This window comes from Qipengyuania sp. Mu-71 (assembly GCF_036867055.1).
GTDB classification, from domain to species: domain Bacteria; phylum Pseudomonadota; class Alphaproteobacteria; order Sphingomonadales; family Sphingomonadaceae; genus Qipengyuania; species Qipengyuania profunda.
This window is the reverse complement of sequence record NZ_JBAJHR010000001.1, coordinates 392,278-406,450: the sequence shown is the minus strand read 5'-3', so window position 1 is coordinate 406,450 and position 14,173 is coordinate 392,278. Positions and strand designations below refer to the sequence as shown.

The 14,173-nt window shown below is 64.1% G+C and carries 10 protein-coding genes; 2 read left to right on the top strand and 8 right to left on the bottom strand.

The window, feature by feature from the left end; all coding sequences use genetic code 11:
• Position 1 precedes the first annotated feature (1 nt).
• Together V6B15_RS01945 and uxaC are read right to left on the bottom strand one after the other, a co-directional pair.
• The gene (locus tag V6B15_RS01945) at positions 2 to 1,372 is read right to left on the bottom strand and encodes a mannitol dehydrogenase family protein (protein WP_334199824.1); all 1,371 of its coding nucleotides are present in this window, start codon (positions 1,370 to 1,372) and stop codon (positions 2 to 4) included.
• A complete protein-coding gene (gene uxaC, locus V6B15_RS01940) occupies positions 1,369 to 2,769 on the bottom strand; it encodes a glucuronate isomerase (protein ID WP_334199823.1) in 1,401 nt (466 codons plus the stop codon). Before uxaC ends, V6B15_RS01945 begins: the two co-directional genes overlap by 4 nt.
• A gap of 106 nt (positions 2,770 to 2,875) precedes the next feature.
• Here uxaC and V6B15_RS01935 point away from each other — a divergent pair, with 106 nt between their 5' ends.
• Positions 2,876 to 4,396 (top strand): UxaA family hydrolase, encoded by a 1,521-nt coding sequence (locus V6B15_RS01935; RefSeq protein ID WP_334199822.1) that lies wholly within the window; start codon positions 2,876 to 2,878, stop codon positions 4,394 to 4,396.
• On the opposite strand, the gene V6B15_RS01930 is transcribed toward V6B15_RS01935, so the two are convergent.
• From V6B15_RS01930 to V6B15_RS01905, 6 genes are read right to left on the bottom strand one after another with little or no spacing between them, the layout of a single operon-like run.
• A complete protein-coding gene (locus tag V6B15_RS01930; RefSeq protein WP_050599173.1) occupies positions 4,397 to 5,680 on the bottom strand; it encodes a TRAP transporter large permease in 1,284 nt (427 codons plus the stop codon).
• Positions 5,680 to 6,159 carry a TRAP transporter small permease gene (locus V6B15_RS01925; RefSeq protein ID WP_230834039.1) on the bottom strand — a complete coding sequence of 160 codons (480 nt, stop codon included), beginning with the start codon at positions 6,157 to 6,159 and terminating at the stop codon, positions 5,680 to 5,682. Before V6B15_RS01925 ends, V6B15_RS01930 begins: the two co-directional genes overlap by 1 nt.
• Before the next feature lie 2 nt (positions 6,160 to 6,161).
• On the bottom strand, positions 6,162 to 7,172 hold the full coding sequence (locus V6B15_RS01920; protein ID WP_334199821.1) for a TRAP transporter substrate-binding protein: 1,011 nt from the start codon (positions 7,170 to 7,172) through the stop codon (positions 6,162 to 6,164).
• A 26-nt stretch (positions 7,173 to 7,198) separates the two neighbouring features.
• Positions 7,199 to 8,815: a family 43 glycosylhydrolase gene (locus V6B15_RS01915; protein ID WP_334199820.1), complete on the bottom strand. Its 1,617-nt coding sequence runs from the start codon at positions 8,813 to 8,815 to the stop codon at positions 7,199 to 7,201.
• Complete coding sequence (locus V6B15_RS01910; protein ID WP_442968992.1) at positions 8,812 to 9,789, bottom strand: alpha/beta hydrolase; 978 nt, start codon at positions 9,787 to 9,789, stop codon at positions 8,812 to 8,814. The genes V6B15_RS01915 and V6B15_RS01910 overlap by 4 nt, the downstream gene beginning before the upstream one ends.
• A gap of 33 nt (positions 9,790 to 9,822) precedes the next feature.
• Positions 9,823 to 12,513, bottom strand: a complete 2,691-nt coding sequence (locus tag V6B15_RS01905; protein ID WP_334199818.1) for a TonB-dependent receptor — start codon at positions 12,511 to 12,513, stop codon at positions 9,823 to 9,825.
• Between the two features lie 260 nt (positions 12,514 to 12,773).
• Between V6B15_RS01905 and V6B15_RS01900 the strand changes: the two genes are divergently transcribed.
• The gene (locus V6B15_RS01900) at positions 12,774 to 14,108 is read left to right on the top strand and encodes a pectate lyase family protein (RefSeq protein ID WP_334199817.1); all 1,335 of its coding nucleotides are present in this window, start codon (positions 12,774 to 12,776) and stop codon (positions 14,106 to 14,108) included.
• The last annotated feature ends 65 nt before the right edge of the window (positions 14,109 to 14,173 follow it).

Here is a 14,173-nt window from a genome sequence, read left to right as displayed (position 1 = left end):
CTCATGGTTCATGCCTGTGCGACAGGATAATTTCGCCGAGGTGCGCATAGTCGGCCCACAACGCGACCCCGCTCCTACAGGGGCCAAAGCACCGCGCGACCAGCCCCTCCACCCCAGCATCAGCGGCAAGCGTCCTCAGCTGCTCACCATGAGGATCGTCGACGAAGCGGCCATCGTGCAGGTGCCAGACCCAGGCGGCAAAACCCGTCGCGATCGCGTCGCAGGGTTGGCCCCGGCGGACAAGCTCGGCGGCGGTGTCGAGCCAGCGTTGGGGGATCTTTTGCGTACCATCCATCGCGATCTGGTCGAGCCGGTGCATCAGCGCAGGGTCGGCAAAGCGCTGCATCAATTGCCCGGCATAGGCCGCAAGATCCTGGCCGAAAGCGGCAGTGATCGTCGGGATCGCTTCATCGCGCATCAGCCGCTCGGCAAGCGCGGCCAGGCGGGGATTGGCGACGGCTTCGTGGACATAGGTATAGCCGGCCTCGAGCCCGCAATAGGCCAGCAGCGAATGCGCGCCGTTGAGCATGCGCAGCTTGGCGGTTTCGAAAGGGGCGACATCATCGACCAGCTCCACGCCGTGGTTCTCCCACTGCGGGCGCGGCCCGGCGAAGTCGTCCTCGATCACCCATTGACTGAACCGCTCGGTAAAGACCGCCCCGGCATCGCTCATTCCGAGGCGCTGCTCGAGCTCATCCAGATCCTGCGGCCCACTACGCGGCACGATGCGGTCGATCATCGTCGACGGGACACGGCATTCGCGCGTGAACCACTCGACCATTTCGGGCATGTCCGCCGCCAGCCACTGCTCCATCAGCAGCGCCAGGACCCGGCCGTTCTCCGCCAGATTGTCGCAGGACAGCAGTGTCAGCCCGCCCAGCCCAAGCGCTCGGCGCTGGGCCAGCCCCTGCGCCAGCAACGGGTAGAAACTGCCGCGTGCCGCGGCGAGGTCGAGCCCGCTGTCTTGGCCGCGCGCATAGCCTTTTTCGGTGACGGTAAAGCTGGCGATATGGCAGGCCGGATCAGCGAGCCGGGTAACTACCGCCCCGGCCTGATCGGGGGCGTAGAGCACTTCGCGAACCGCGCCGATCACGCGCGTTTGCGCAGCATCGCCCTGCCGTTCGGTCAGCGTGTAGAGTCCGCCTTGCGGATTGAGCTGCCGGGCGACGTCGGGCGAGCGGAGCGAAACGCCGCATATGCCCCAGTCGCGGTCCCCCGCCGCCATCGCGCAATCGGTATACCAGGCCTGGTGCGCTCGGTGGAACGCCCCGATCCCGAAATGAACGATGCCGATCTCCTGCGCTTCCCGGTCGTAAGGGCATGTGCCGACATCGCGGGGCAGATGGGCCAGCGTATCGGGCCCGAGCCTCACAGGCGGTAGGCCCGCTTCGCCAGCGTATAGGCCAGCTCGCGGGCGACCTCGGCGGCCTCCCAGTCCTCGATCCGGTGTTCGGCGACAAGCTGCGCAAGAAAGCCGCAATCGACCCGCCGGGCGACATCGTGCCGCGCGGGGATCGACAGGAACGCGCGGGTATCGTCGTTGAAGCCGACCGTGTTGTAGAAGCCCGCGGTCTCGGTCGTCATTTGGCGGAAACGGCGCATGCCTTCGGGGCTGTCGTGGAACCACCACGCCGGGCCAAGCTTGAGGCACGGATAATGCCCCGCCAGCGGCGCCAGTTCGCGCGCATAGGCGCTTTCATCGAGCGTGAAGAGGATGATCGACAGACCCGCCTCGTTCCCGAACCGGTCGAGCAGCGGTTTGAGCGCATGCACATAGTCGGTGCGCGTGGGGATATCGGCCCCCATGTCGCGGCCGAACCCGGCGAACAGCTGGTGGTTATGGTTGCGGAAGCTGCCGGGGTGGATCTGCATCACCAGGCCATCGTCCACGCTCATCGCCGCCATTTCGGTGAGCATCTGCGCGCGGAACAGTTCGGCATCGGCGGCGGAGGCGCCCCCATGCTTCACGCGCTCGAACAGCGCCGCGGCATCGGCATCCGGCAGATTGGCAGTGGCTGCGTTGGGATGGCCGTGATCGGTCGAGGTCGCCCCCATTGCGGCGAAGTATTCGCGCCGCTGGCGGTGCGCGGCGAGATAACCCGGCCATGACAGCGTATCCTCGCCAGTGAGGTCGCCAAATGCGCGCAGATTATCGGCAAAGCCTTCGAACTCGGGATCGACCACCGGGTCGGGGCGATAGGCGGTAATGACCCGGCCGCCCCACCCGCTGCCGCGAATGGCGCGGTGATGGTCGAGCGGGTCGAGCGGGCTTTCCGTCGTGGCGAGGACTTCGATGCCGTAGCGGTCGAACAGCGCGCGCGGGCGAAAATCGTCCTGCTGCAGCTTCTCGGTGATCGTATCGAAATAGAGATCGGCCGTGCCCGCATCGAGCCGCAGCTCTATGCCGAAGGCTTCGGCGAAGACCCAGTCGAGCCACATCCGCGACGGCGTGGCGCGAAACAGATGATAATTCTCGGCGAGGATGCGCCACGGGGCGCGCGGATCGGCCCCGCCTCGCCCGATGCCCAGATCCTCCAGCGAAATCCCCTGCGAATACAGCATACGGAACACGTAATGGTCGGGATGCAGCAGCAATTCGGTCGCATTGCCAAACGGCTCGTCATGAGCGAACCACGCCGGGTCGGTATGCCCATGCGGGCTGATGATCGGCAAATCGGCAACATCGGCATAGAGCTCGCGCGCAAGCGCGCGGATGCCGGGCTCCGCCGGGAACAGGCGATCCTCATGCAGCTCCAGGGGCGTGCTCATCCTTCTCTCCCGCGACGAACTATGGTAACCGGTGTCAAGAACGGGTTCTGCCGTTTACCGGAGAGGAAATCAACCGGCGAGGCAGGGGGATAAGGAGCGACGCGCAATGACCGAGGCCGACAGCGCTTCCACAGGGTGGACGTTCCCCGATGTCTGGCGCTCGCACCTGGCCGATGGCGTCGGCGTCGCACTACGCGATCACAAGGCCGGCGAATGGATCGAACTGGACGGGATCGTCCTGCGGCTGCCCGAAGCGATCCCGAGGGGCCATAAATTCGCCCTCCGCCCCCACGGCCAAGGCGAACCGGTCCTGCGCTATGGCGCCCCGATCGGCCTTGCCAGCCAGCCGATTGCAGCGGGCGAACATGTTCATTCGCACAATCTCGCCACCGCGCTGGATGGGGAGATGGAGTATGGCATCTTTGCGCCGCCTGCGCCGATCCCGGAAGCCTCCCCGCCACTGGGCAACTGGCGGGGATACCGGCGCGCCGACGGGCGCTTTGGCACCCGCAACGAGATCTGGCTGCTACCCACTGTCGGCTGCGTCGCCCCGCTGGTGGAATTGGTGGCGCGCGAAGCAAGCGCAATCCATCGCGGCAGCGTGGATGCAATCGTGGGGTTCGGTCACCCGCACGGCTGTTCGCAATTGGGCGACGATCTTTCGGGCACGCGCGCGCTGCTGGCCGCGCTGTGCGACAACCCCAATGCGGGCGGCGTGGTGCTGGTGGGGCTCGGCTGCGAGAGCAACCAGCTCGATGACCTTGTTGCCAATGTCCCCGAGCGCAGCCGCGCCAAGCTGCGGCTTGTCCGGGCGCAGGACCCGGGCGACGAGCGCGAACGCCTGCTTGCGGAAATTGCCGATCTGGTGGCTGACCTCGCTCCGGTAAAGCGCGAAGATGCGCCGGCGAGCGCGCTGACCGTGGGGCTGAAATGCGGCGGGTCGGACGCGCTGTCGGGGCTGACCGCCAATCCCCTGCTCGGGCGCTTCAGCGACCGTCTCGCAGGGTCGGACGGCAGCCTTGTGCTGACCGAAATCCCAGAGATCTTCGGCGCCGAGGAAGCACTGTTGGCGCGCGCCGTGTCACCGGAGGTTTTCGAGCGAGCAGGCGAGCTGGTGAACCGCTTCAAGCGCTATTTCCTCGACCAGGGCCAACCGGTTTCGAAGAACCCCTCGCCCGGCAATATCGCGGGGGGAATCACGACGCTGGAAGAAAAATCGCTCGGCGCGGTGCAAAAGGGCGGCTGCGCTCCGCTGGTCGATGTGATCGACTATGGGGGCACTGTATCGCGGCCGGGCCTGACGCTGCTCGAAGCGCCGGGCAATGATGCGGTTTCTTCCACCGCGCTGGCCGCGGCGGGGGCGACCCTGGTGCTGTTCACCACCGGAAGGGGCACCCCGCTCGGCTTTCCGGTCCCTACGGTCAAGATTTCGTCCAACACCGCGCTTGCGCAAACCAAGCCGGGCTGGATCGATTTCGACGCGGGCCGCGCGCTTGCCGAGGGGGTGGAGGCGGTCGATGCCGCCTTTGCGGACTACCTGCTCGCCATTGCCAGCGGCGAGCCCACCGCCGCCGAACGCAGCGACCAGCGCGTCATTTCGATCTGGAAACGCGGGGTGACGCTGTGATCAGCCGCCGAACGCCCCCGGCAGCCATAGCGAGAGCGCAGGCACGAAGGTAATCACTACCAGCGCCGCAATCAGCGTGAGATAGAACGGCCAGATGGTCTTCACCAGCGCGGTCACGGGGATCTTGCCCACCGCCGAGCCGACGAACAGCACCGAGCCGACCGGCGGCGTGACCAGGCCGATGCCCAGATTGAGCATCATGATGATCCCGAAATGCACCGGATCGACCCCGACATCCATCGCCACCGGCAGGAAGATCGGCGTGGTGATGACGATCAGCGGGGCCATGTCCATGAAGGTGCCCAGCGCCAGCAGCATGAGGTTGATGATCAGCAGGGTCAGGATCGGATTGTCGGTCATCACGCCGATCAGCGCGCCCATCGCGGCTGGCACTTCGAGCAGCGCGAGCGCGAAGCCGAATGCGGTGGCGGCAGCGATGATGAACAAGACCATGGCAGCGGTGCGCACCGACTTCCCGGCGGCTTCCCACATGCCCTTCCAGCCCAGGCTGCGATAGACGAAGGTCCCGATGAGCATGGTGTAGATCACGGCAATGGCCGAGCTTTCGGTAGGCGTGAAAAACCCGCTGAGGATGCCGCCCATGATGATCACCGCGGTCATCAGTCCGGGGATTGCATAGGCGCTTGCAAGGATGAATTCGCGCCAGCCGGGGAAGCGGCCGAGGGGCAGTTTTCCGCGCTTGGCCACCAGCCACGCCACCAGCATCAGCATCAGGCCGGTGAGCACGCCGGGGATGACGCCGGCAAGGAACAGATCGCCGATCGATACGCCGATCCCCGAGGCGGCGGAATAGATGATCATGTTGTGCGAAGGCGGGATCAGCAGGCCGACGATCGCCGCGGTAACGGTGACGTTGACCGCATAATCTGCAGGATAGCCTTTCTCCTTCATCAGCGGGACCATGGTCGAGCCGATCGCCGAGGCGCTGGCGATAGCCGAGCCGGACACCGCACCGAACATCATCGAGGCGCCGACATCGACGATCCCCAGCCCGCCGCGCACGCGCCCGATGGCGGCATCGGCCACGCGGACCAGCCGGTCGGCAATCCCCGCGCGGTACATCAGGTCACCCGCGAAGATGAAGAAGGGGATCGCCATCAGCGTGAAAACGCTGATCCCCGCGGCGACGCGCTGGACCGCGACGATGGGAGGGATATCCATCGCGAGGAAACAGGCGAGCGCCGCCGCGAGCAGGGAAAAGGCCACCGGCACGCCGATGACGAGCATGGCGAAGAGCACGCCGAACAGGACGAGGAGTTCCATCAGCCGCGCTCCCCTTCACTGGCATCATCCGCCGGATGACGCCCGGTAAATAGCTGTGGCAGCGCGAACCAGGTCATCAGCAATCCCGAAACGGGCAGCGGCACATAGGCGACCGCGCGGCTGACGCCGAGCGAGGGTACGACATTGCCGCGCACTGCCCAGCACAGCTGCGCGCCGTAAACGAGCAGCACCAACCCGATCACGGCGATCACGAGCGCGACGATCCGCAGCAGCGGCCGTGCGCGGTCGCCCAGTTTTTCCTCGAGCAGCGCGATGCGGATATGGAAGCCTTCGTAGACCCCCGCAGCGGCGGCAAACATCACGTACCATATCATCATGATCAGCGAAGCCTGTTCGGTCCACGAGGGGCTCGAGTTGAGCACGAAGCGCCCGAAAACCTGCCAGCCGATGATCGCAGTCATCGCCAGAAGCCCGATCGAACCGAAGCCGATCAACCAGCGCGATAGGGTCGCGGCCATAGTCATCCTTCCCTCATATCGCGGATGCGCCGGACGATGTCCTGCTGCGCGGGTGTCGTAATGAATTGATCCCACACCGGCCGCATCAGCGCGGCAAAGGGTTCGGTATCGACCGTGTTCACGGCAACGTCCGACGCGGCGACCGCAGCTTTGGCTTCGTCAACGCGAATGTCCCACAAGCGCCGCATCTCGACCACCGAAGCCTTGGCCGCCTCGCGCACGAGCAGCTGGTCCGCACGCGACAGCCGCTCCCAGCTCGCCTTGCTCATCACCAGCGCCTCGGGGGTCAGCAGGTGCTGGGTCAGGCTGAGATAATTGGCGACTTCGTAATGGCGCTCGCCCACGAAAGTGGGCCAGTTGTTTTCCGCGCCGTCGATCACGCCCTGGGCAAGCGACTGGTAGATTTCGCCAAAGGGGATTGGCACCGCATTGGCGCCCAGCGCATTGACCATCGCGATATAGAGGTCCGATGCGGGCACGCGGATCTTGAGTCCGCGCAGATCCTCCGGCGTGGTGATGGGGTGCCGGACATTGTAGAAACTGCGCGCACCCGAATCGTAAATGCACAGGCCGATGAGATTGTGCGGTTCGAGCGAGGCCATGACTTCGTCGCCCACTTCGCTGTCGACAACGCGCCGCATATGCGCGACCGAATCGAATACGAACGGCAGGCAGAAGGGCAGCGTCATCGGTTCGATCGAATTGAGCGGCGCGAAATTCACCCGGTTGAAGTCGATCCCGCCGAAACTGGTGATCTCCAGCGTATCGGTCTCGCTGCCGAGCTGGCCGCCGGCGAACATCCTGATGCCCAGCCGTCCGCCCGTTTTCTCATCGAGATAGCGGCCCATGAACTCGACCGCGCGTACGGTCGGATAATCGCCCGGATGCGCATCGGCGCCGGTCAGCAGCCCCGACATCACCGGTTTGCAGCCGGGCAGGATCGCGCCTGCCCCCAGCACCATGCCGCCGGCCAGCACGCTTCGCCGCGACAGCGCCATATGCCCGTTCGTCATGTTTCTTCCGCTCCCCGTCATTTTGTTCAATCTTCGAGCGCGGTGAAGCGGAAGTCACGGAATTTCGCCTCGCCCGGCCCTGCCGCATAGAGGCCGGGCCGCAGCATCAGGAAATCGCCGCGCACATTGTGGTGGTATCCGGAGACTTCCATCCCGCGATCGAAGCGGTGCCAGGTTTTCCCGCCATCCCCGCTGGTATCATAGGTGACGATGTGGCGCCGATTGGTCACGCGCATGCGCATCCGCCCACCATGCGGATTGGCGGGCCTTGCCCGTTCACGGCCGTATTGGTGCGTGACGAAGCGCTCCGCATCGAAACCCAGCCCGCAATAGAGCTTGTCGTCATAGAACAGGATCAGCCCCGCCCGTCCGCCGGGCGCGAGTTCGATATCGCATTCGAAGCGATAGGATCGGTCGCCTGCGGTCAGCAGCAGCGGCGAGCCGCTGGACGGCGCCGCGCCCATGCCCTTCAGCCGCAATACGCCGTTGCCGCTGGTCGCCCGCGCCGCTTCATCGGCGTCGGGCTTGAAGAAGGCCCATTTGCTGCCCAACGCAAGCGGGGCAGAGAAATCGTCGGTCAGCGCCATGCCATGCGTGACCGCAGCCCCGCCGCGCGGTTTGGCGATCGGGGCGGACAGGTCCCCGCCGGTCATGTGGAACCACCCGTCGCGGGTGAACTCCACGGGATCGAGCAGGCATTGCCGGCCAAGCGTCCAATAGCCGTTTTCATAGCCGTGATAGAGCGACCACCAGCTCCCATCGGGCGCCTCGACCAGCGAGGCATGGCCCCGCGACCACCAGGCTTCATCCACGCTCTCGGTGCGGACCAACGGATTGCCCGGATGGTGCTCCCACGGCCCATGGAGCGAGCGTGAGCGGGCGGCGATGACCATGTGCCCGGTCGGCGGACCGGCGGTGCCGCCGACGGCGGTGATCATGTAATACCAGCCGCCGATGTGGTGGATCTTCGGACCTTCGGGCGAAAAGCCTTCGACGATCCAGTCGGACGGATAGCGCCAGGGATCGTAGACATGCTCGACCGCGCCCACGAGTGAGAGATTGTCGTCGGACAGGCGAACACGGTCGCCGCCCGACAGGAACAACCAGCGACTGCCGTCTTCGGCGACCGCATGGCAGGGGTCGATATGGTTCGGCAGGCCGAGCGGGATTGGGTCGCTCCACGGTCCGGTGATATCGTCCGCCCAGGCGACGAAGATGTCGTTCTGCGGCTTGGCCTTCACCGGGATGTAGAGCAGGTAGCGGCCCTTGTCCTTGTGCAGGCTGGGGGCCCAGACCGACCCGATATTGCGCGTCAGCGCGGCGTTGAGCGGCCGCCAGTTCACCAGGTCGCGCGAATGCCAGATCGTCAGTCCCGGATAGGCGTCGAAGGTGGAGAAGGTCATGTAATAATCCGCACCATCCTTGAGGATCGCGGGATCCGGACGGTCGCCCGACACTACGGGATTGAGGAAGCTGCCATTGCCGAGGTCGGGGACACGCTGATTGTCGAACCCGCGCCGGCACTGGCGCACGGCAGGAGCATCATACGTTCGCGCGCGAAGCGGAGCGGGCAATGCGGGCACCAAACTCGCCAGCCCTGCCCCGCCAACCCCGGCGAGCAAATCCCTGCGGCGGATCGTCATGCAAAATTCCTTGTTCTGGCCCAGGCGAGCCACAATTCCGGCCAGACCTCGACCGGTTTGCCCGCTGCCTTGCGCAGCCCGAAGCCATGCCCGCCGGCTTCGAACAGATGTGTTTCGACGGGTAGGTCGCGCGCCTTGAGCGCCGCGCGCATCCGGAGCGTATTTTCGACCGGGACCGACCTATCGTCTTCGGCATGGAGCAGGAAGAATGGCGGGGCATTCGCGGGCACAGTCTGATCGGGCGAGTGCGCGCGTTCGAGTTCGGCACCCGCGTCGCTGCCGATCAGCAAATCCCGCGATCCGCCATGCGCTACGCCGGGTTCCATGCTGATAACCGGGTAAATGCACGCGGCGCTGTCGGGACGCGCGGAAAGCGTATCGGCTGCATCCACCGCATCGTAGGCACCGTGATCGAACCGTGTCGCAAGGTCGGCGCATAAATGCCCGCCGGCGGAAAAGCCCATTGCGCTCACGCGCGCCGGGTCGAGACCCCATTCGCCAGCGCGGTTGCGGATCAGCCGGATCGCGCGCTGCGCATCGGACAGCGCGACGTCGGGGCCCGCCGCCCAGCCATCGCCGGGCAGACGGTAGAACAGGACGAAGGCGGTGATACCGCGCGCGGCCAGCCAGCGCCCCATCTCGTAGCCCTCCTTGTCGACGACCACATGCCGATAGCCACCGCCGGGCATCAGCAGGACCGACGCCCCGCTGGCATGCGCGGGATGGAAGACGACCAGGCGCGGTTCGGCAATCGCCGCAACGGCGCGGTCCTTGAAGGAGGAATCGGTCGAGCGTTCGGTTATCCGCTCACGTGGTGCAGGGTCGGGCATGCCGGGCGCGCCGTGCGGCCATAGCGTGATCGTTTCTGTTGGCTTGGCAGCCACACTTGCCTGCGAACCCGCCGAGCCGCGTGTGGCCCATGCACCAGACAGGGAAAGGCCCGCGCCAAGAAGCGACCGTCGATCACTTCTCATGCGCGAGCCCCCTGTATCCCTTACGCTGTCGAATTAATATTCGAAGCGCACACCGGCCATGATGATGCGGCCGAAGTGGTTGTTCTCGTAGTTCCGGCGAGCATCGTCGTCGGTCCAACGGTAACGGTAGTCGTCGGTCAGGTTATTCCCGTCCAGCGTCAGCTCGACCGAGTCCGTGACCTTGTAGCGGATCGCCGCATCGAGGTTGAAGGACGAGGTGTAGCCTTCCAGGAAATTGCCATTCCCGCTGGAGCCGGTGTTGTACCCGCTGCGATAAGCGCCCGACATACGGATCGAGATCCGCCCGTCATCGTAATAGACCGTACCGTTGGCCGAGTACTTGGAAACGCCCCCAAATGTCGTTTCAAAGGTCTGCCCCTCGAACTCGATCTCCTGCTGGCTGTCGACATAGGTGACATTACCCAGCACACCGAAATTCGCCAGCGCGCCAGAGGCGAAAGCAGAGAATGGCAGGTTCAGACCAAGCTCCAGCCCCTTGATCGTCGCGCCTTCGCCGTTGGTCGTCGTGCGGAACTGGAATTCGCGGTTGGGATCGGTCCCGTTGACGACCGCATCATAGGCGGGCGTACCCGAGGTCAGCAGCGACGTTGGCAGACCGCTTTGTGCATAGGTCACCTGCAGCGAATTGCCGACCGGGAAGCTTTCGACCTCCTTGATGAAGCCCGCCAGCGACAGGATTGCCCCGGGCGCGAAATACCATTCCGCCGAAAGATCGTAGTTCCAGGCCCGATAGGGTTCGATGAACGGGTTGCCGGTGCTGATGACGAAGTTGAATTCGTCGACCGATCCGCCCGGCGTAAGCGAGCCGAGCGTGGGACGGGTAATCACGCGAGCGATCGCCCCGCGAAGGACGACGTCGTCGCTCGGGAACACGTTCAGATTGAGCGCCGGCAGGAAGTCGTCGTAATTACGCTCCACCGTCACGTACTGACCGTTGTTGAACCCCTGCGAGGACTGTTCGGTGCGCGCATAGCGGACCCCGAAATTGCCGGTTACGCGCAGTCCGTGGTCGATCTCGAAATCGGTCTGGAAATAACCCCCGGTGACCTTTTCCTCGACCGAACGCACATCTCCTTCACGGGTCACCGCAGGGATGTTGTAGAGATCGAGGAAGGCCACCGCCGCGTCGAGGTTCGGAACGACCCAGCTGTTGGTGTTGCCAGCCGGCTGGCCTGCATCACCCAGTTCGAACAGCTCGGACAGATCCCCCGTGACCGGCGCGCCATAGGCTCCGGCTGCGCAGGTGAAGGCCGAGCAATACTGGCTGTCACGCCGCGCGCTTTGCGTGAAGTAGTCGAACTGACGGTAGAAGGGCCCGCCCGACAGGCGCAGTCCGCTGGTGGGCTCCCAATCGAGATCGAGCGCGATGGTCTTGAACTTGTTCTCGACCGAACTCGGGCGATCGCGGAATTCCGCCAGCTGGAAATTGCCCGGATTGGTCACATCCGTACCGAATGCGAGCACCGGAAATTTCATATCGGTGTAGTCGTAGCTGTAGGTCCCGTCGCGATCATCGAAAATGATCGTGGTTTCGACCGGGATGGTCGCGTCGGACTTGGAGAAGCCCGCGAGCAGCGAGGCACTGAAGTTGTCGCTGAACGCCTGCTCGATGGTCCCCGAAATCTGGTAGAAATCGGTTTCGCTTTCGCGGTGATAGCGCTCGTTACGGATCCACGCATTCTCGAGGTCGGCACTGATGACGTTGTTGTCGCCATCGATGACATAGTTCGAGAGGTCGATTTCGTCCTCGTTCGAACGCAGCAGGACTTCACCCCAATATTCGTCGCGGTTTTCCTTGAAGTTGGAATAGAGCGCGTTGAATTGGATATCGGTGCGATCCGTCGGACGGAACTGGATTGCCGCGGTCGCGCCGAGGCGTTCGCGGTCGTGATTGACCAGGCCGTAGCGCGGGATGCGCGGGTGGAAAGCGTCGCGCACTTCCACACATCCGGGATCGGCAGCATTGGCGGCGCAATCGACGCCATCGACCGAACGGAAGGTCGCATCATTCGCCCAGCGGACCGAGTTGTTACCCAGTTCGGGCGTCTCGTACTTGGTCCAGGCAGCCGATGCGGAGATACCGAAGGTTTCGTCCGCATTGCTCCACGCCAGCAGGCCGGCGAGACGCGGTGCGATGTCGTCATTCAGGTCATTGTAGCGCCCCTGCGCCGAACCGACGAGCTTGAGACCCGCACCGTACGCAAGCGGATCGCCGGTATTGAGGTCGATGACCGCCCCCAGCGAACCTTCGTCGAGCGCTGCCGAAGCGGTCTTGTTGACCACGATCGAATTGAACAGTTCCGACGCGAAGACGTTGAAATCGAAAGCGCGGTCGCGGTTAAACGATGCGCCATCGACCGAGGTCGCGATCGTTTCCATTCCGTTGACGCGCACGCGGGTAAACTGACCGCCCAGCCCGCGAACCGTGATCTGGCGTCCCTCGCCCGCATCGCGTTCGATCGCGACGCCAGGAATACGCTGGAGCGATTCGGCAAGATTGGTGTCGGGGAATTTGGCGATGTCCTCGGCCACGATGACATCGACCTGGCCGACCGCTTCGCGCTTCGCCGAAATGGCCGCGTTGAGCGACTGGCGGAAGCCCGATACGATGATCACATTATCACTATCGGAAATCTCGCCCGATGCGTCGGAAGCGACATCGCTTACTTCGTCATCGTCGAGCGTGCCCGAATCCTGGGCCATTGCTGGCGCCGAAAAAACCAGTGCGCTACCAGCCAGCAAAGCCGCCTTCACGCTTCCCGTAGAAACCATAAACCTCATCGCATCCTCCTCTCAATTGGCACCGGTGTCTTTTTGGAGGAGAAAATTTGCGGCAGCCTGCCGCACCCCCCATCTGACACTCCAATTTCCCTCAACCCGGCCCGTTTGGTAACCGGTGTCAATTCTTCTTGATCCATCTGACCTTCAGTGTCAAGGTTGCAATTAAGAGAGAGGAAATTGCCATGAGATATTTCGCAAATTGCCTGCTGGCGCTCTGCCTGTTTCTGATTGCATCCCCCGCGATCGTACAGGCTGCCGATCCCACCGATGGCGGCGCGGGCGGGGAAATCATTCGCGTGACCACGCTCGCCAAGGACGGTCCGGGCAGCCTCAGCGAAGCGCTCGCCCGCGAAGGGCCGCGTATCATCGTCTTCGAAGTGGGCGGCGCGATCGACCTCGAACGGTCCTCGCTGACCATTACCCAGCCGCATGTCACGATCGCGGGTCAGACGGCCCCTTCCCCGGGGATCACGATCCTGCGCGGCGGCATCAATGTGGCCACGCATGACGTGATCATTCGCCACCTGCGCGTCGCGGTCGGTGCCGATGGCCTGCCCAAGCGGCATGGCTGGGAGGTCGATGCCTTTTCCACGCGTTCGGCGCATAATCTGTTGATCGAGAACAACAGCTTTTTCTGGGGCGTCGACGAAAACATGTCCGCTTCGGGCCCGCGCTTTACGGGGGATACGGTGGAAGAATGGCGCGAAGGCACCAGCCGCAACATCGTCTTCCGGTCGAACCTGGCGGCCGAGGGCCTCGCCGATTCGACGCACCCCAAGGGCGAGCATTCGAAGGGCTCGCTGATCCACGACAATGCCACCGGCATCGTGTTCGAACGCAATGTCTGGGCCCACAATGTCGAACGATCGCCGCTGCTGAAGGGCGGGGTCGAGGCGTTGATGATCAACAATCTGATCTATGATCCCCAATATCGCGCGGTGCATTACAATCTGATGGATCTGGAATGGGCGGGCCACGCGCCGGTCGACGGCCAGCTTACCGCGGTGGGCAATGTCATGCGCGGCGGCAACAGCACCGATGCGGGCCTGCCATTCCTGACGATCGGCGGTGTGGGTGATCTGCAATACTATGGCCGCGATAATGTCGCGATCGACCGGTACGGGAACGACCTGCCGATGTTCGGCCGCTATGGCCACACACGCGCACAGATCCTTCAGCAAGATGCGCCGCTGCATGATCTGGAAGGCTATTCGATCATGCCCAGCGAGGATGTCGAGACCGTCCTGCTCGCAACCTCGGGCGCGCGCCCGTGGGATCGCAGCGAAATGGAAATCCGCGTCCTCTTCTACATCGCCGAAGGACGCGGCGAAGTGATCGATTCGGAGGACGAGGTCGGCGGCTATCCGCAGTTCGAAGCGACGAGCGCGCCCTTCGTCGAAGCGGATTGGGACCTTGCCACCATGACCCCGAAGTCGGGGATCTGGCCGGGCCAGAAGGAAGGTGCGCAGGAGCATCTTTCGCCCCGCGACCGCGAGATGCGCGCCACCAATCGGTAAACATGCTGGGGCTTTTGAAAAGGTAGGCGGCTTCGCGGCGGTATGTCTTCATGCCGCAAGCGAGC